This window comes from Amycolatopsis sp. WQ 127309, assembly GCF_023023025.1.
In the GTDB taxonomy this organism is placed as follows: domain Bacteria; phylum Actinomycetota; class Actinomycetes; order Mycobacteriales; family Pseudonocardiaceae; genus Amycolatopsis.
Genome location: NZ_CP095481.1, coordinates 7,315,014 through 7,335,427, shown reverse-complemented (window position 1 = coordinate 7,335,427; position 20,414 = coordinate 7,315,014). Strand labels below are relative to the sequence as shown.

The 20,414-nt window shown below is 74.1% G+C and carries 2 protein-coding genes (1 of these 2 only partly in view); both read right to left on the bottom strand.

Features of this window, described 5'->3' with window-relative positions; genetic code table 11:
- Nucleotides 1-11,415: the 5' portion of an SDR family NAD(P)-dependent oxidoreductase gene (locus MUY22_RS49645; protein ID WP_305879319.1), read on the bottom strand. It extends 11,067 nt beyond the left edge of the window; the window shows 11,415 of its 22,482 coding nt (coding positions 1-11,415); its start codon is at nt 11,413-11,415; its stop codon lies beyond the left edge, outside the window.
- Nucleotides 11,412-20,408: an SDR family NAD(P)-dependent oxidoreductase gene (locus MUY22_RS33060; protein WP_247051089.1), complete on the bottom strand. Its 8,997-nt coding sequence runs from the start codon at nt 20,406-20,408 to the stop codon at nt 11,412-11,414. The genes MUY22_RS49645 and MUY22_RS33060 overlap by 4 nt, the downstream gene beginning before the upstream one ends.
- Nucleotides 20,409-20,414 lie beyond the last annotated feature (6 nt).

Sequence of the window (20,414 nt, the reverse complement as noted above, 5' to 3'; positions counted from 1 at the left end):
CGCGAGGTCGACGGCCCTGACGCGCCACCGCGGCTGCTCCTTGGCGAGCCCGCCGACGAGCCCGTGCAGGCCGGCCTGGGCCGGGTCCCGGGTGAAGGCGTCGTGGGTGACGAGGGTCAGCTCGAAGTCGCGGTCGCCGTGGCGGGCCTGCAGCTGGTTGAGGACGCGGAACAGCCGCCGGGTCGCGCGGCGGTGTTCTTCGACGCGCTCGGCCGCGGTACCTCCGGCACGAGTCGGAACCCGCACGACGACCCGGTCGATTTCGCCATCGTCCTCAGTGGACACTTCGGTCCCGGACGCCCCGATCGCCTCGGCCTCGGCGGCGGACAGCCCGATCGCGAGCACGGCGCCGCCGGAGGAGACCTCGGCGGGCCGGTGCGGCTCCCAGACCGGGCAGACGGTGAGGTCCCCGGCGGGCAGGTCCGCACCCGCGGCGGCACCGGAGACCGGCGCCGTGGCGAGCGGTGCCGGAGCGGCGGGCACAGGTGCGGTAGCTTCGCGCACCGCGGGAACCGAGGTCACCGCAGGCGCGGTCGCCGTGGCCGCAGGCAGAACCGGCACCTCAGCTGCGACAGGCGAGGGAAACGCGGCTTGGGTTGCGAACGCCGTGGGGCCACCGGGCTCAGTCTGCTTCGCGGAACTCGCGGGCCCGGCCGATGCCGCAACCGTCGTCGAGCCACCGGGCGCGGCCCCGGCGCGCTTCTGGTTCCCCGGCACCACATCCGTGTACCAGTACCGCTCCCGGGCGAACGGGTACGCCGGCAAGCCCAGCCGGCGCGGGCGCGGGCCGTCGGCGTGCAGGCGGGACCAGTCCACCTCGACGCCGCTGGCCCAGGCCTCGGCCAGCGGGGCCAGCTTGCCGCGCGCACCCCAGCGGACCAGGGTCTCGTGGAAGTCGTCGTCCGCGGCCAAAGCCGCCAGTGTGCCCGACAGCCCGGTGCCCGCGAACGTGTCCGGAGGCAGCTCCGCGCCGCGGACGTAGGCGTCCAGTGCGGCCACCAAGGTGTCGATCGAGGTGGCCACCGTCGCGAAGCGGGCCGGCATCGGCTCGCGGCCGACCTGGAGGGTGTAGGCGATGTCGGCCAGGTCGGCGTCGGTCCGTGTGCTCAGGTCGTCGCGCAGGCGGGCCGCGGACTCGCGCAGCCGGTCCTCGTCCAGCGCCGAGAGCACCACGGCCTGCGCCGCGGCCGGTCCTTGCGCGCGTTCGGGCACGATGTACTCCTCCACGAGCAGGTGGGCGTTGGCGCCGCCGGCGCCGAACGCCGAGACCACCCCGGCGCGCGGCACACCGCCGTCGCGGGGCCACGGCGCGGCGTCGCGCTGCAGCACGAACGGCGTGGCGCTGAAGTCGATCTCCGGGTTGACCTGCCCGGCGTGCAGCGACGGCGCGAACGTGCCGTGCCGCATCTGCAGCAGCACCTTGCTCAGCCCGGCGATCCCGGCCGCCGCTTCCAGGTGGCCGATGTTCGACTTGACCGAGCCGAGCGCGCAGAACTGCCGGGCGTCGGTGAACTCGCCGAACGCCGACGTCAAGCCGGCGATCTCGATCGGGTCGCCGAGCGGGGTGCCGGTGCCGTGCGCCTCGACGTAGCCGACGCGCCGCGGGTCCACCCCGGACTTCCGGTAGACCTGCCGGATCACCGCACCCTGCGCCCGCGGGTTCGGCACGGTGAAGCCGTGGGTGTGGCCGCCGTGGTTGACGGCGCTGCCCCGGATGACGCCGAGGATGCGGTCGCCGTCGGCCTCCGCGTCGGCGAGCGGGCGCAGCAGCACGGTGCCGACGCCCTCGCCGGGCACGTAGCCGTCGCCGCCTTCGCCGAAGCTGCGGCACCGGCCGTCGCTCGCGGCGAACTGGGTCTGCCCGATCATCAGGTACTTGCTCGGGTGCAGCGACAGGTTGACGCCACCGGCCAGCGCCGCGCCGCACTCCCCGCGCCGCAGCGCGGCGCAGGCGAGGTGGATCGCGGACAGCGCGGCGGCGCACATGGTGTCGACGGCGATGCTCGGGCCGCTGGCGTCGAAGAAGTACGAGACGCGGTTCGCGATCGACGCGAGACTCCCCGGCACCACGACCGGTTCCCCGCGCACCGCTTGCTCGGCGCCGTAGAGCTGGTACTCGGTGTACATCGCCCCGGCGAACACCCCGACGTCACCGGCGTCTTCGCCGACGCGCGCCCGAGCGGCGGCCCGCAGCGAGTCACGCGTGTGCCCGGCGTCCTGCAGCGTTTCGTAGGCGGACTCCAGGAACAGCCGCTCCTGAGGGTCCATTGTGGACGCGGCGCCGGGTGAGATGCCGAAGAACAGGGGGTCGAACTCGTCGACGCCGTCGAGGAAGCCGCCCCACTTGGCGTAGGTCTTGCCGGGGGCGCCGCGGCGCGGGTCGTAGTAGCGGTCGTGGTCCCAGCGGTCGCCGGGGATCTCGGTGACGGAGTCGGTGCCGGCGAGGAGGTTGGCCCAGAACTCGGTGAGGTCCCGTGCGCCCGGGTAGCGCCCGGCCATCCCGATGACGGCGATGGGGATCTCTTCGTCCGCACGGGCCGGGGGCACGGATTCGACGACCGGGTCCGGCACGGGTTCCACGACCCGCGTGACGGCGGCTTCCGGCACCTCGGGCTCCTGCGCCGCGGCGAAGCCGACCAGGGCGGCGAGCGCGTCCGGCTGGGTCTCGGCGAAGTGGCGAGCGAGCCCGTCGATCGTGCGGACCTCGAAGAACAGCGTGCTGCCGACGTTGTCGAGGTCCTTGCGCACCGCTTCGGTCAGCTGGACCACGAGGATCGAGTCGATACCGTACCGGTCGAACGTCACGTCGGCGCGCACCGAGGCGACCGGCAGCTGCAGCACGTCCGCGACGAGCGCGCGGAAGTGGTCACGCGCCCGCTCCAGCAGCTCGGTCTCCCGATCCGGGCTCGCCGTGACAGGAGCGGGAGCAGGCGTGACGGCGACCGGGACGGGTTCGTCGGCGACCTGCGAGAAGGCGGGCCCACCAGCCGGGACCGGCTGCCGGACCACACCATCGCTCTCGGCCACGAACACCTGCTGCCCGAGGTCGTCGGCCCCTTCCGCGGCGATGAACGCCGGCCGGAAACCCGTCTCCGCCAGGGCCCGCACCCAGTCGCGCGGGGTCAGGCCGGGCGAGCCGGAGATGCGCAGCGCCGGGTCGTCGTAGCGCCACCAGCCGTCCAGCAGGCCGAACGTGAGGTGGCTGAAGAACACGTTGTCGCTCAGCTCGTTCAGCAGCAGGACGCCGTTCGCGCGCAGGGCGGCCTTCGTGTTGGTCAGCGTGGCGCGGATGTTGCGCGTCGCGTGCAGCACGTTCGTCGCGACCGCGACGTCGAAGCCGCCGAACCCCTCGTCCAAGGGCTTCTCGATGTCGACGATCCGCGGGTCCAGGTACGGCGCGATGTCGCCGAAAGCCCGGCGCGCGTGCAGCAGGAACGCCTTGGAAAGGTCGGTGTAGCAATACGTTTCGATGTTGTCCCGCCACGGCGCCAGCCGCCGGAACAGGACCGCGCTCGTGCCGCCGGTGCCTGCGCCGATCTCCAGGATCCGCAGCCGTGCCGCGGGATCCGCCGCCACCCGGGCGCGGACGTGCTCGACCAGCGTGTCCGCGAGGACGTCGTTGAAGTAGTCGGCCACCGGGTTGTTCCGGTAGACGGCCTCGACCAGTTCGAGGGAGGACTTCGGGAACATGACGTCGGTCGCGGGACGGCGGCCGGTCAGGATGTCGGGCAGCGCGCGCACGGTCGTGTCGACGAGCACCGCCTGCGGACGCTTGCCCTCGCTCGCCAGCCACGGCGCCCGGTCGGCGTCCCAGCGGCGCCACGCCTCGGCGAGGTCCGCCGGCGACGGGGAAACGGCTTCGTAGCGGCCGTCGGCCGAGCGCAGCAGGCCCGTGCGGACGAAGACGTCGAGGGTGTGCGTCAGCCAGCGTTCGTACCGCGGCTCGATCCCGCCGGCCGCGAGCAGCTCGGCGGCCGTGCCCGGGCGGGCGAACAGGCCCAGGTCGCGCAGCAGCGCCCAGGTGATCCGGACGAGCGCGGCTTCCATCGACCGCCCGTGGCCGTCGGCGGCGACGCGCACGCGCTCGATGTCGGCGCTCCGGTCGGGTCGCGCCGCGAGCAGGTCGGCGACCGGGGAGGAAGACCCGGCGGGCAACGCCGTCAGGGCGCTGTCCTCGTAGAACGCGGCGATGCTGCGGGCGTCGGCGGCCTTCAGCAGCGCCAGCCGGTCGAACGGCGAGGTCAGCAGGCGGTCGAACGCGGCCATGCCCTCCGCCGGCTCGATCGAGCCGAGGCCGAGGCGCGCCATCCGCTGCCGGTAGCCGTCTTCGGCGACGATGCCGACGCCACCCCAGTACCCCCAGTTCATCACCTTCACCGGGCAGCCGAGCCGCTCGGTGAGCCGGTCGGCGTACGCGTCGGCGAACGTGCAGCCCGCCGCGTAGTTGGCCTGGCCGGGCGCGGTGAAGAACGCCTGCATCGACGAGAAGAACGCGACGAACTCCAGGGGCTGGTCCGCGAAGACCTCGGCCAGGTTGACGGCGATGTCCGCTTTGGCCGCGTAGGTCGTGCGGAAGCGCTCCTCGGTCATCCGCGCCACGCTCTGGTCGCCCAGCACGATCGCGGTGTGCAGCACCGCGTGCACCGGCCCGTGCCGCTCGACGATCGTCGCGCAGGCCCGGCGCAGATCGTCCGCATCGGACGCGTCGGCGCGGACGTAGTCCGGCTTCGGCCCGAACGCGGCGAGCCGCTCCTGGTTCGCGGCGATCTCCGCGTCGAGCGGGCGGCGGCCGATCCAGACGACCTGGGTGCCGTGGCGGCGCAGCAGGTGCTCGGTCCACACGGTGCCGATGCCGCCCGCGCCGCCGATCGCGACGACAACGCCACTGGGCGCCGACGGTGTGTCGTACGGCGTGTCGGCGACCTCCAGGAGCCGCGGCCGGAACCACTCGCCGTGCCGCCGGGCGGCGACGACGCCGTACGGGCCGGCGGGCGGGTTCGCCACCGCGTCCCACGGCACCGGCTCGTCCGCGGCGACGTCGACGATCCGCACCTGCCAGTGCGGGTACTCCTTCGCGACGGACCCGAGCAGGCCGTGCACGCCGGCGTGCGTGGCGTCGAGGGTCCGGTCACCCGGCACCCGGCACGCCTGCCGGGTGACCGCGGTGAAGCCGATCTCGCGGCCGTCCGCGCCGTCGTTCAGGAGGGCCTTGACCAGCCGGAAGACGCTCAGGACGCCGTCGCCGGACGGCAGCCAGAAGACGTGGTCGACGTCAGCGGGAAGTTCTCCGTCGAGCAGGGTGGCTCCGGGGAACGCGGCCAGGAACGCCTCCTGCTCCGCCGCGTCGCCGCCGGCGAGGACCGGGCGGGAGCCGACCGCGGGCTCTCCGGCACCGGACACCGCGTCCCACACCGGGGCGAGCAGCGCCGTGCGCGGCGACGACGTCTCGGCGACGCGACGGAAGGCCAGCCCGCGCAGGCGGACCGCGACGCGGCCGGCGTCGTCGCAGACGTCGATGTCCACTGTGGTCACTTCGGTGCCGTCGGTGGCGCGGCGGACGTGCGCCCACATCGTCTCGGCGGTGGGCGTCAGGATGTCGACGGCGTCGACCGCGAACGGCAGCGCGGGCCGGCCGTCGCGTTCGGCCAGCGTGCCGGCCGGGTCGCCGAACAGGCCGACGACCGCCTGCACGGCGCTGTCGAGCAGCGCCGGGTGCACGGCGAGGTCCGCGCCGCGGGCGGCGGCGGGCACGACGAGCTTGGCCAGTACCTCGCCGTCGCCGATGGCGAGCCGGTCCAGGGCCCGCAGCCGGGCGCCGTGGCGGATGCCGACGGCGTCGAGCGCCGCGCGGCACTGCGCCGCGGTGAGCGACCGGGCGGTGCACCGCTCACGCACCGCGTCGAGCGGCACGGTGTCAGCGGTTTCCGGCTCGGTGTACCGGCCCTGGGCGTGAATGTCGGTCGCGTCGCGCCGGATGCGGAAGGCGGCGCCCTCGCGCTCGACGGTCAGGTCGGCGCCGGTGGCGTCCACCGGGAAGGGCGCGCTCCAGACGAGATCACGCAGGCCGGCCGGGGCGAACGCGGTGCCCGGGGTCACGGCGCGCCGCGCGAACTCCAGGGAGAGGACGGCGGGCAGGACGGCTTGGCCGTTGACGTGGTGGTCGGCGAGGAAGAACTCCTCCCCGGTGAGCCGGACCCGGTAGGCGGAGGGCTCGGGGGTGGCGGGGGCGGCGACGGCCGCCGGCCAGTAGCTCTGACGCTCGTACGGGTACGTCGGCGCCGGGACCACGCGGCGCGCGGCTGCCGGGAAGGCCTCGGCGACCTGGGCGATCGCCCCGCGGACGAAGGCTCCCGCCAGGTCGCGGGCCGTCGACGGGCTCACCGCGCCCGGCTGGGCGTCGGCGGGTACCTCGCCCGTGAGCACGTCGGTGGCCGTACCGGACAGCCAGGCGCGCAGGCGGTCCGCGAGCGCCGCGGTTCCGTCGGCGACGACCGCGAGCCGGTGCGGCAGGGCGGCGCGCCCGGCGGCGAGGCTGTACGCCAGTTCCGCCGCGGCCAGGCCCGTCTCAGGCTCCAGGTGCGCGACGAGCCGCTCGGCCACCGAGCGGAGAGCCTCCGGCGAGCGCGCGGACAGCAGGAACGCCTGCTCCCCCGGCACGTCGGCGGACGGCGTCCGCGGGTACTCCTCGAGCACGACGTGCGCGTTGGTGCCGCTCGCGCCGAAGGAGCTGACGGCCGCCCGTCGCGGGCCGTGCGCAGGCGCGGGCCACGACGCCGTCGCGGTCGGGATCGTGAAAGCGCTGCCCGCCAAGGGAATCCGTGCGTTGGCGGCGTCGAAGTGCAGGGACGCCGGGATCGTCCGGTGGCGCAGGGACAGGACCGCTTTCACCACACCCGCGACGCCCGCGGCGAACTGGGTGTGCCCGAGGTTCGTCTTGATCGAGCCGAGCGCGATGCTGCCCGGAGACGCGTCGGCGAACACGCGGGACAGCGCGCGGAACTCGATCGGGTCGCCCAGCTGGGTGCCGGTGCCGTGCGCCTCGACGAGCTGGACGCCGTCGAGACCCGCGTGGACTTCACGCAGCAGCCGTTCCTGGGAGGCCGCGCTCGGAGCGGTGATGCCGTTGGTCGTGCCGTCCTGGTTCACGCCCGATGCGCGCACGATCGCGTGGATGTGGTCGCCGTCGCGTTCGGCGTCGGCCAGCCGCTTGAGCACGAGCGCGCCCGCGCCTTCGCCCGGGACGAACCCGTCGGCGCCGGCGTCGAAGCTGCGGCAGCGGCCCGACGGCGAGAGCATGCCGGCGCGCGTCGCCGACGCGTACAGCCGCGGTGTCGTCTGCACGAACACGCCGCCGGCGATCGCGACGTCGGCCGTGCCCGTCTTCAGGTCGCGGCAGGCCAGGTCCAGCGCGACGAGCGAGCTGGAGCACGACGTGTCGACGGTGAGCGCCGGGCCGGTGAAGTCGAGCAGGTACGCGATCCGCGACGCGACGACCGAGCCCATCGTGCCCCACAGCGCCTGTGCCGGGGCCGTCCGGTCGAGGTGCTCGCCGTAGTCCCCGGCGTAGCACCCGACGTACACGCCGGTGCGGCCGCCGAGCCGCCGCTCCCCCGTGTAGCCGGCGTCTTCGAGGGCGTTCCAGCACTGTTCGAGGAAGATCCGCTGCTGCGGGTCCATCGCCGTCGCCTCGACGCCGGAGATGCCGAAGAACGCCGGGTCGAAGTGGTCGATGTCGCGCAGGAAGCTGCCGGTGCGGCAGGTGATGTCGCCGGCCAGGGGCCAGCGCGTGACGGGCTCGACGAGGTCGGTGCCCGCGGTGAGGTGCGCCCACAGCGCCTCGGGGGTTTCCGCGTCGCCGTAGCGCGCGGCCAGGCCGACGATGGCGATCGCGTCGTCGTCCTTCGCGGAGGCCGCGGGCTTGGACACGGGCCGGGCGCCGGCCAGGAACGCGCCGAGACGGTCGGCCGTGCCGTGGTCGAACAGGTCCGTGGTGTCGAGCTCGGTGCCGAGGGTCTCGTTGAGCCGGTGCACGAGGCTGACGCCGAGGATCGAGTCGAGGCCGTAGTCGGCGAAGGGCCGGTGCCGCTCGATGTCGGCTGCCGGCATCTGCAGGATGTCCGCGAGTTCGGCCAGCAGGACGTCTTGCGCGTCGGCGTGCTCCTCGCGCGGAGGCTCGATCCCGGTGGGCTCGAACCAGAACTCCGGTCCGGCGAAGGGGTAGCCGGGCAGGTGCACCCGCGTCGACGACCCGTCCACTTCGGACCAGTCGAGGGGCGTGCCCTTGGTCCAGAACGCGGCCAGCTCGCCCCAGGCGCCGCCGGCGACCCACTGCCCGACGAGCGCGCGCACCTCGGGCTTGCCGGCCAGCGCGGCCAGGGTTTCCCTGCTCGCCCGGACCTTTCCGCGCCACCACGGTCCGTCGGCGACCTCGGACAGGTACGCGCCGAGCTGCGCGCGCCATTCTCCCGCTGTACGCGCCACGAAGCAGAGACGCTCGTCCATGGCCTCGCGGCCGGTCTGGAGGGTCGCCGCGATGGCGGCGAGATCCGGCGTCTCCCGCGTGTCGAGCCACGCCGCCAGGTCGGCGGCGCGGGCGCGCAGATCGGCGTCGGTCCGCGCGGACAGCGGGAGCAGCACCGGGTGGCGCGGCGGCGCCGGCGTCGCGGCGCGCGGGTACTCGGCGACGAGCACGTGCGCGTTCGCGCCACCCGCGCCGAACGAGGAGATCCCGGCGACGCGGCGGCCGGTCGAGGGCCAGGCGCCGCCTTCGCGGGTCAGCGTGAACGGCGTCGCGGCGAAGTCGATGTCCGGGTTGGTCCGCTCGGCGTGCAGGGTGGGCGCCAGCTCGCCGTGTTCCAGCTGCAGCACCACCTTGGTCAGCCCGGCGATGCCGGCCGCTGCCTCCAAGTGGCCGATGTTGGACTTGACCGAGCCGAGCGCGCAGTCCGCCGGCGTGTCCGCGAAAGCCTGGGTCAGGCCGTCGACCTCGACGGGGTCGCCGAGGCGGGTGCCGGTGCCGTGGGCCTCGACGTAGCCGACGTCGGCCGACGTCAGCCCGGCGTTGTCGAGGGCCTCGCGGACGACGGCGGCCTGCGCGCGGGGGTTCGGGACGGTGTAGCCGTTGGTGCGGCCGCCGTGGTTGACGGCCGAGCCGACGATGACGGCGTGGATCGGGTCGCCGTCGGCTTCGGCCGCGGCGAGCGGCTTGAGCAGGACCGCGCCGACGCCTTCGCCGGGGACGAAGCCCTCGCCGCCGTCGCCGAAGCTGCGGCAGCGGCCGTCGGCGGCGAGCATCCGCGCGCGGGACAGCTCGACGTAGGTCGACGGGTGCAGGTACAGGTTCACGCCGCCGGCGATGGCGAGCTCGCACGCGCCGTGGCGCAGCTGCTCGCAGGCCTGGTGGATCGCGGTGAGCGAGGCCGAGCACATCGTGTCGACGGGCAGGCTCGGGCCGCGCAGGTCCAGCAGGTAGGAGACGCGGTTGGCGAGGGAGGCGAACGACGTCCGCGGCGCGCGGCGGGGCCCGCTCACGGCGGGCGGGTGGTTGCGGTCGAAGCCGGTCTTGGTGACGCCGGCGAAGACGCCGACGCGGCCCTGGTGCTGGTCGGCGAGCCGCTCCCGGGTGTAGGCGGCGTCTTCGAGCGCGGACCAGACGGTTTCGAGGAAGAGCCGTTCCTGGGGGTCGATGTCGGCGGCGTCGCGCGGGGCGATGCCGAAGAAGGCCGCGTCGAAGCGGGCGAAGCCGTCGAGGAAGCCGCCCCACTTGCTGTAGCTGGCGCCCTCTTCGACGGCGCGCTGCCGGTCGGGCTCGAAGAAGCCGTCGAGGGGCCAGCGCTCGATCTCGCGGACGCTGTCGCGGCCCGCGCGGAGGTTCTGCCAGAAGGCGTCGAGCGTGGGGGCGTCCGGATAACGGCCGCTGATCCCGATGACGGCGATGGGTTCGCCGGTGGCCGGAACCCGTTCGCCGGTCTCGCTCGCCGGGGCGGTGGGCGCGGGGGCGGTGGGCGCGGCGACGGGGGCGGACGCGCTCGCGGGGGCGTCGTCGAGCCAGCGGGCGCAGCCCTCCGGGTGGCGCTCCGCCAGGTGGCCGGCCAGGGCCGCGAGGGTCGGGTACTGGTACAGCAGCGTCTTCGGCAGCGCACCGAACCACTCGGCGAAGCGGCGGTTCAACCGGGTCACCGTGAGGGAGTCGATGCCGTAGCCGTCCAGCGGCGCTTCGGCGTCCAGGCGGGTCGCGTCGAGGCGCATCGTCTCGGCGATCAGGTCCTTCAGCCGCGTGAGGACGCGGGCTCGGAGGTCGTCCTGGCCGGTCATGTGGTTCCCTTCCCCGGTGATCACGACGTGGGCGGCACCGAGCGCGAGCGCTCCGTGCAGGGCGGTGAGCGCGGCCCCGGTCTCCAACGGCGGGCCGAAGCGTTCGGCCAGCTCGGGCAGTTCCTCTTGCGGCACGCGCATTCCGCCGTCGCGCCACAGCGGCCAGCCCAGCGAGACGCCGACGCCGGGCCCGCTGCGCCGCGCGAGGTAGGCGTCGAGGAAGCCGTTGGCCGCCGCGTAGCCGGCCTGGCCGGCGTTGCCGAGCGTCCCGGCCGCCGCGGAGAACGCCGCGAAGAAGTCCAGCGGCAGGTCGCGCGTCGCCTCGTCGAGGGCGACCAGGCCCGCGACCTTCGGCGCCAGCACCGCCTGGAAGTCCTGGTAGGAGCCTTGGATCAGGTAGCCGTCGCGCAGCACGCCCGCCGCGTGGAGGACGCCGTCGAGCCGCCCGTAGGTCCGCACGACGTCCTCGACGACCGCGCGCACCGCGGCCGCGTCCGTGACATCCACCTCGCGGTACTCCCCCGGCCCGGCCGGCGACCGTCCACATCGGACCAGGACGGCGTCCGGCGGGAGGTCCGCGGCGAGCAGCCGGCCGATCCCGCCCGCGCCGCCGGTCATCAGGTAAACCCCACCGGGCTTCCAGGCGCGTCCGGCACCCGGCGCGACGGACTCCCAGTCCGCGACGAAGCGGCCCTCGGCGGTGAACCGCACGTGCTCCCCCGGGCCGGAAAGCACGGCATCGAGGTCCGCCGGCTCGCCGGTGAACTCGACCAGCTGCACCCGCAGCGCCGGCTCCTCCCGGGCGGCGGTGCGCAGCAGCCCGATCAGGCCCGGGAACACCGACCCCGCGCGGCAGGCGACCTGGACGACACACGGTCGTCCGTCCCCTGTGGACAGCAGTCGCTTCAGCTCGCCGAACAGCCGGATCGACGCCCGCTCGTACGCGGTCCCGGCGTCGTCACCGCCGGTCTCCACGGCGGCGATCGACACACCCGGCAGCCGAGCGGGCAGGTCGCACGTCATGACGAGCCGTCGCGCGCCGGCGGGCAGCGCGGTCGGGCCGGCCGGTTCGCGGCGCCAGGTGGGCACGCGGAGGGTCATGAGGTCGCTCCCTTCACGAGACGCGGGGTATCGAGCACATCGGGGCTCTCCTGGTCGGCCAGCACGGCTTCCAGCAACGCGGCACGTGCGTCGACGTCGAAAGCGGCGGGCGGCTCGGGCTTTTCCGGCGCCTCGGGAACCCAGTAGCGCTCACGCGCGAACGGGTAGGTCGGCAGCCGCAGGATCCGGCGGCCGGCCGGGTGCCGGTCCTCCCAGACGACCGTCCGGCCTTCGCACCACAACGCGGTGACGCGGTCGAGGTCGGCCTCCATCACCTCCGGGTCCGCCGTGCGGTCCCGGTGCACCGCGGCCCCACGCGCCCGGCGCAGGGTGCCGGTGTGCGGCCCGGGCCGTCCGGCGAGGAACACGTCGAACCCGGAGACGACCTCTTCGACGCTCGAGGCGGCGAAGCCCAGCCGGTGTTCCATCTCCTCCCGGCCCACCTGCAACGTGAAGGCCAGGTCCGCCAGGGAGGGGCCGTGACCGACCACGAAGCCGCGCAGGGCAACCACTCGCTCCCGCAACCGGCCGGCGTCCCGGGCGGACACCACGATCGCCTGGGAACCGGACTCGGGAGCCGGCTGCGGGCGCGAAGGCGGGGCCTCCACGACGACGTGCGCGTTGACGCCGCCGAAGCCGAAGCTGCTGACCCCGGCGCGCAGCGGCAGCTCGTGGCCGGCGCCGTCGGTCACCGGTTCCCAGCGGCGCAGCTCGCGCACCACCTCGAAGCCCTCGGGCGCGAGGTGCGGGTTCAGCTCGGCGCAATGCAGCACCGGCAGCAGCTCGCGGTGCCGCATCTGCTGCAGCACCTTCAGCAGGCCCGCAAGGCCGGCCGCCGCTTCCGCGTGGCCCATGTTCGCCTTCACCGAGCCCAGGGCGCGGGTCCGGCCGGGCGAGGCCCCGAGGTTCCGGTAGGCCCGGGTGAGGGCGTCGACCTCGACGGGGTCGCCCAGCGCGGTGCCGGTGCCGTGCGCCTCGACGTAACCGACGCTGTCGGGGTCGACGCCCCGCATCGCCGCCTGGACGACCGCGGCCTGCGCGGCGGCGTTCGGCGCGGTGAGCGACGCGGCACGGCCGCCGTGGTTCTCCGCGCTGCCGAGGAGCACGCCGTGGACGACGTCACCGTCGCGCAGCGCGGCGGACAGCGGCTTCAGCAGGACCGCCGCGGCGGCTTCCGAACGGACGTAACCGTCGGCCCCGGCCGAGAAGGTCTTGCAGCGGCCGTCGGGGCTGAGCATCCCGGCGGTCTGCGTCGCGGCGAACGTGTCCACGCTCAGCAGGAGGTTCACGCCACCCGCGATGGCCATCTCGCAGCGCCCGGACCGCAGGCTCTCCACCGCGCGGTGCACGGCGACGAGCGAGCTGGAGCAGGCGGTGTCGATCGGCTCGCTCGGGCCGTGGACGTCGAGCAGGAACGAGACGCGGTTGGCGAGCACGGCGTGCGAGTTGCCGGTGGCGGTGTAACCCTCGGGCGCGACGCCGCCGGCGTTGAGCAGGTGGTGGTAGTCGTGGCCGGAGACGCCGAGGAAGACGCCGGTGTCGCCGGGCAGCCGGACCGGCGGGTAGCCGCCGTCTTCGAGAGCGGTCCAGACGGTTTCCAAGGCGAGACGCTGCTGCGGGTCCATCAGCTCGGCTTCCAGCCGTGAGACGGCGAAGAAGTCCGCGTCGAACCGGTCGACGCCGTCGAGGAGGCCGGCGAACTTCGGGAAGTCCGCGTTGGCGACGACTTCGGCGTAGCGGTCGTCGAAGCGGTCACCCGGGTAGCGCGAAACCAGGTCGGTACCGGCGCGCAGCCGGTCCCAGAAGGTGTCGGGGTCGTCGGCGCCGGGGAAACGTCCCGCGATCCCGATGATCGCCACGGCATCGCCGGGCTCGGCCGCGACCGGCGAGGCGGGCGGGGCCGGGGCGGGCGTCGTCGTGGCGGGCGCGGCGGCCGTGAACACCGCCGGTTCCGCGACCTGCTCGGCCAGCGCCTCGACGAGGCCGCGGATGTTGGGGAACTCGAAGAACACCGACGGGCGCAGGTCGATCCCGAGCCGGCCGCCCAGCTCCGTGGCCAGAGCGGCGAGCGTGATCGACTCGAAGCCGAACGCCGGGAAGTGCGTGTCGAGGTCGATCTCGGCCGGGTCCGCCTTGAGCAGCTCGGCGACGGTCTGCCGGACCGTGCCGGTCAGGCCCGTCCGGCCGGCGGCCGGGGCGTCCGCGCCGGTGCCGAAGTCGGCGCCGCCGAGGCGGCCCAGCACGCGGCCGTCCTCGTCGAGCAGGCGGACGTCGAAGACGGCGTCCCCGGTCCGCTCCAGCAGCACCGCGCGGGTGCGGTCGAGGTTCCGGCCGGTCAGCGAGCCGAGGCGCCGGATGGTGACGTCGGCGTCGGCGGACAGGTGCTGCACGCCTTGGACGAGCCCCGCGAACACCCAGGCCGGGATGCGGACCCGCCGCTTCCCCGGGTCCTGGCAGGTCGCGGGCTCGGCGACGCGCACCAGCAGCCGGCCGTCGATCTCGGCGACCCCCTCGACCGCCTTCGCGTACGGCCGGGGATCGACACCGAGTTCGGCGAGCCGCGTGTAGAAGGCGTCCTGGTCGAGCGAAAGAGGCGCGGTCACCGGGGCCTCGTCCTCGGGTTCCGAGACGGGGGCGAGGTCGGCGCCGAACACCGACACCCCGGCCGAAGTGCGGAGTTCGACACGGTGTCCGGTGCCCAGCCGCCAGTCGAGCTGCTCCTCGGCCGACGGCGCGGGCACCTCGCCCCAGCGTGCGTCACGGATCGCCCACTCGCCGTCGAGACCGGCCACCTCGGCGAAGGCGAGCACGCCGTCCAGCAGCGCGACGGTGGCGAACCGGCGGTCGCGCCGGACCGAGTACGTGTAGTCGAGGAGCTCGTCGCCGCGCAGCGCGAGCCGGTAGCGGATGCCGCTCAGGTCGGACCGGTTCACCCCGACCCACGGGTGCTCCCGCCGCGCGAAAGCGAGCGGGTTCAGGACACTCGGCGCGTCGTCGAAGGCCGGGTACCAGCAGCGCACCTTGTCGAACGGGTACGCGGGCAGCGACAGCTTGGCCGGCCGCGCGGGCCAGAGGACGTCCCAGTCGACGTCCGCGCCGGCGGCCCAGGCCTCGGCCAGCACCGGCAGGTCGGCGTCGGCGAGCGCGCGCGTCACGACGTCCGGGTCCGGGGTCTCGGACACGCCCATCGTGCTGGGGGTGAACCGGACGCCCGCCGGCGCGGTGCCGCTCCAGTCCACTTCGGACAGTTCGGCGAGGCGGGTCTCCGCGTCCTCGGCGACGAACGCGAGGCGGCACGGCAGCTCGTTCTTGCCCGTCTGCAAGGTGAACGCGAGCGCGTCCAGGCCGGGGCGCTCGGCGCGGACGTAGGCGTGCACGTCGCGAAGCACCCGCCCCAAGGTCTGCGGGGTGGTCGCGGAGAACACCAGCAGCCGCGGCCGGCCCGTGTCCGGCACCGTGGCCACGCCGTCGTGCTCCTCGACGACGAGGTGCACGTTCGCGCCGCCGGCGCCGATCGACGTGACACCCGCGCGGCGCGGGACGGACTGTCCATTCAGGACTGGTCGCGGCCACTCGGCGCGTTCGCGCTGGACGACGAACGGTGTGTCGGCGAAGTCGATCGCCGGGCTGAGCGTCTCCGAGTGCAGCGACTCGACGATCGTGCGGTGCTTCAGCTGCAGCAGCACCTTCGTCAGACCGGCGATCCCCGAGCCGGACAGCAGGTGCGCGACGTTCGACTTGACCGAGCCCAGCGCGCAGAAGCCGCGGTCGGCGGTGTCGCGGCGGAACGCGCTCGTCGCGCCGCGGATCTCGATCGGGTCGCCCAGCGACGTCGCCGAGCCGTGGCCTTCGAGGTAGCTGATCGTGCGCGCGTCGACGCCCGCGTCGTCCAGGGCCTTCTCGATGGCACGGCCCTGCTGGGCCGGGCTGGGCACGGTGAAGCCGTTGCGCACGCCCGCGTTGGTCATGCCGCTGCCGCGGATGACGCCGTGGACGTGGTCGCCGTCGGTGACCGCGTCCGCAAGTGGCTTGAGGACGACCATCCCGACGCCTTCGCCGAGAACGGTGCCGTCGGTGCCGATGCCGTAGCTGCGCAGGAGGTCGGCGGACTTGCTGGTGAAGTGCGCCTGCGACGTCGCGATCAGGTCGTAGGGGTGCAGCATCAGGTTGACGCCGCCGACGACGGCCATCCGGCAGTCGCCCGCGCGCAGCATCCGCACGGCCTGGTGCACGCAGGTCGACGACGACGCGCACATCGTGTCGAGGAACATCGACGGGCCGGTGAAGCCGTAGAAGTAGGAGAGCATGTTGGCGAAGACGCCGAGCTCGCTGCCGCTGGTGGTGGTGCCGCGGGTGAGCAGGTTTTCGAAGCCGTAGAGCGAGTAGCTGTTGTTCATCGAGCCGACGAGCACGCCGACGTCACCCTCGTAGCGGCGCTGGATCGTCTCGCGGGAATAGCCGGCGTCCTCCAGCGCGGTGACGCCCGACTGCAGCAGCAGCCGGACTTCCGGGGACAGCAGTTCGGCTTGCCGCTGGGAGATCGAGAAGTAGCGGGGGTCGAAGGCGTCGATGTCCCGCAGGAACGTCCCGGCCTTCACGACGGTCTTGCCGGGGACGTCGCGCTCGTCGAAGTAGAGGTCGCTGTGGCGCCAGCGGTCGGCCGGGACGGGCTCGAAGCTGTGCCGTCCTTCGCTGAGCAGGTCCCAGAACTCGGCCAGGGTGTCGGCGCCCGGGTAACGGCCGGCCATGCCGATCACGGCGATGTCGTGGGTGTCTTCGCGGGGTCGTTCGATGCTGCGCGCGGGCGCCGGTGCCGCCGACTTCTCGACGACCGCCGGGGTCTCCGGCTCCGGGGTCTCCGGCTCCGGGGTCTCCGGCTCCGGGGTGCCGAACATCTCCTGGAGGCGGTCGCGGTGCTCGCTGATCAGGTAGCCGGCGACGCCGCGGAGGTCGACGTGCTCGAAGAAGAGCGTCTTGGGCAGCGAGCCGAAGTCGTCTTCGAGGCGGCTGGTGACGTCGACGACGATGAGCGAGTCGATGCCGTAGCGCTCCAGCTTCTGATCGGCCCGGATGTGGTCCGGTTCGCGGCCGGTCAGCTCGGCGAAGAGCCGGCGGAGGTGGTCCTCGGTCTTCGCGGTCAGGGTGCGGTCGTCCACCTTCGACGTCGTCGCCGGCTTGGTGACGGGCGTTTCGCGGGTCAGGCCCGCGTAGCGGCGGAGCTTGCCGGCTTCGCCGTGGAGGACGGCGCGCCGTGGCGGGGCGTCGACCTGCAGCGCGCGCTCCAGCGCGGCCAGCCCGGCGTCGGTCGGCAACGGGACGGTGCCGGTCGTCTTCCGCAGGTACGCTTCGGTGGCTTGGTCGACACGCATGCCGCCCTCGGCCCACAGCGGCCAGTCGACGACGCGGACCGCGTAGCCGTCGGCTCGAGCGGCGAAGGCGTCGAGGAAAGCGTTCGCCGCACCGTAGGCCGTCTGGGCCGCGCTGCCGAAGGCGCCGGCGACCGAGCCGAAGAGGGCCATAAAACCGACACCGTGCTCGCGGCAGACGGCGTCGAGGTGCGCGGTCCCGGCGAGCTTGGGCGCGAGCACCGCCGCGGTGGCTTCGAGCGGCGTGGCGACGAGGTAGCCGTCGGCGAGGACGCCGGCGGCGTGGAAGACGCCGTCGATCCGGCCGTACTGGTCGTTCATCGCCGCGGCGGCCCGGCGCACGTCGGCGGCGTCGGTGACGTCGACCTGGTGGTAGCCGGGCAGTTCGGGCCGCGCGCGGCGGCCGCTGAGCACGACGGTCGCGTTGTAGCGTTCGCGCAGGTGATCGGCGAGCAGTGTCCCGACGCCGCCCGCGCCGCCGGTGATCCAGTAGACGCCTTGCTCGCGCAGCAGCGATTCGCCGTCGGTGGCGGCCAGTTCGACGGTTTCCCGCACCAGCCGCCGGCCGGCGCGGTCGTAAGCGACCTCGACGTCAGGGTTGGCGGCTTCGGTGCGGACGATCGTTTCGAACCGCGCGGCGTCGGCGGGCCCGTCGACGAGCACGAGCTTGCCGCGAACGGCGGGGTTCTCCTTGTGCAGCGACTTCAGGACCGCGCCGAGCGGGGCGTACCCGGGATCATCGGGCGAGCCGGGCGCAACGACGAGCACCGTCCGGGTGGCACTGCCGGGCCGGGCCAGGAGGTCGCGGAGGTGCTGGTAACACGAGTCGAACGCGGCCTGCGCGGCCTCGGCCGGGTCTTGCGCAGGGCTACCGGCCAGCGGAAGGATCTCCGCATCCAGTCCGTGCGCCGCAGCTTCGTTGTCGGCGGGCAGTGCGTTGAGCACCACGAGCGGGCCCGTCCGGCCGGTCTCGGCCGGCGGTGCGGGCCGCCACACCTGGCGCACCTCGATGAGGTCGCCGTCGGTGGCTGGGGCGGCGGTGGCCGCCGAGGCGGTCAGCGGCCGGGGCGTGTAACCACGCAGGCGGGCGCACAGCACGCCGTCCTCGCCGTACAGGTCGACGTCCACTTTGGACTCCGTGCCGCGCAGGACCGCTTGCGTGACGCGGCCGACCGGACCGAGCAGCGTCAGCTCCGTCAGCGCGAACGGCACGCTGGCCGCCGCCGGGGTGCGCCAGTCCGAAGACCCCAGCGCCAGGACCGCCTGCAGGGCGCTGTCCAGCACCGCGGGGTGCAGCAGCCAGCCCGGCGCCGCCTGGGCCGGTACCCGGATCCGGGCCAGCACGCCATCGGCACCGCGGGACACCGACTCGAGGCCGCGCAGTGCCGGGCCGTGCTCGACGCCGCTCGCGCGCAACGCCGAGTAACCGGCGTCGACGGCCAGGTCCTCGGGGAACCGGGCGGCCAGGTCACCGGCGGCGGACCCGCCGGGGGTCCCCGGGACGAGGCGGCCGGAGACGTACCGCTCCCCCGCCTCGTCGAGCACCGCGAAGTCGAAGCCGTCGCCAGCGGGCACCAGCCGCAGCCGGACGTCCAGGCGCGGACCCGGCACCGTCAGCGGACGGATCCAGCCCACGTTGCGCACGCTGGGGACCTCGACCGGTGAAGCGGCCAGGACCAGCCCGAGGACGGCCACGCCCGGCACCACCGGAACCCCGTTGACCACGTGGTCGCGGATGACGTCCTGCCCGGCGCGGAACGTCAGCGGGTACGTCCACCCGCCGTCCTCCTCGACGCCTTCGCCCAGCGACGGGTGGCCCGCTTCCAGGGGGCGGAACCAGAACGGCGTGCGCGCGAAGGCGTAGCCCGGCAGGTGCACCCGGCGGCCGGTCGCGGGCCACGCCGACCAGTCGACCGGCAGGCCGTGCGCCCAGGCGCGGGCGAACTTCTCCAAGCGGCCCTGGGCGAGCCAGGCGGCCGCCAGCTCGGTCACGTCGGACTCGTCGAGGCCGCCGGTCAGCTCGGCGGCCGAGCCACCGGGAAAGCAGCCGTCCGGCGCAGAACCCGCCGCGACGCTCTCCAGCTGCCCCGCCCAGGTTTCGAGGTCGCGGGCGCGGAACACCACCCGCGCGGGCATCGGCACCCGGCCGTGCCGGAGGGTGTGGGCGATGTCGGCGACCGCTATGACGTCACCCGACGCCAGCCGGGTCCGGGCCCACGCCGCGAGTCCGGCGCACGTCTCGCGCAGCCGCTCGTCGTCCATCGCCGACACCGGCAGCCATTCGTCCTCTTCGGACGGTCCGGACGGCTCGGCCGGGGACGGCGACTCCAGCAGCGCGTGGGCGTTCGTCCCGGCGAAGCCGAACGAACTGACCCCGGCCCGCAACGGCGAACCGTCGGGCGCCGTCCACTCCGACAGCTCGTCGACGACGCGGAACGGGCTGCCCGTCAGCGTGATCAGCGGGTTCAGCCGTTCGAAGCCGACCGTCGCGGGCAGGGCCCGGTGCCGCATCGCGGCGATCACCTTGAGGATCCCGGCGACGCCCGCGGCGCCTTCGAGGTGCCCGATGTTCGTCTTGACCGAGCCGATGCCGCAGTGCTGGCCGGAACTCGTGTCGCCCAGTTCCGCAAACGCTTTCTTCAGGCCGCGTACCTCGATCGGGTCACCGACGGGCGTGCCCGTGCCGTGCGCCTCGACGTAGCTCACCGACGCCGGCTCGATCCCGGCACGGCGGTAGGTGTCGGCGATCAGCTGCGCCTGCGCGTCCGGGTTGGTCACCGTCAGCGAGCTGGTCCGGCCGCCGTGGTTGGTGCCGACGCCCTTGATGATCGCGTGCACCGCGTCGCCGTCGCGAAGCGCGTCCTCGGCGCGCTTCAACAGCAGGACGCCGCCGCCCTCGCCGCGGACGTAGCCGTTCGCGCCGGCGTCGAACGCCTTGGCGCGGCCGGCCGGGGAGAGCATGCCCGCCTTGCTGAACGCGATGAAGTGCCGCGGCGACCAGATCAGGTTGACGCCGCCGGCGAGCGCCTGGTCGCAGTCGCCCGACGTCAGCGCCTGCACCGCCTGCTGCACCGACACCAGGGAGCTCGCGCAGGCGGTGTCGTTGACGACGCTCGGGCCGCGGAAGTCGAAGTGGTGCGAGACGCGGTTGGCGATCACCGCGTACGCCGCACCGGTCGGGTAGTAGGCGTCGATCGTGTCGAGCTCCTGCTCGATCAGCTCGGCGTAGTCCCAGTGGCACACGCCCATGAAGACGCCGGTGCGCGAGCCGGCGAGCCGGTCGGCGCGGTAGCCGGCGTCCTCGACGGCGTGCCAGCTCAGCTCCAGCGCCATCCGCTGCTGGGGGTCCATCAGCCGGGCCTCGCGCGGGGACACCTGGAAGAAGTCGGCGTCGAAGCACTCGGCGTCGGTGATGAACCCGCCCCAGACGCTGCTGGTCTTGTCGCCGTCGCGGCGCGGGTCGCCCGCGTGGTCGGCGGCGCGCCAGCGCTGCTCGGGCACCTCGCTGATCAGCGAGCGCCCTTCCGCGAGGTTCGCCCAGAACTCGTCGCTCGTGCGGGCGCCCGGCAGCCGCAACGCCTGGCCGACGACGGCGATGTCGTGGGAACCAACGGAACTGTGTGCCATGGGAAT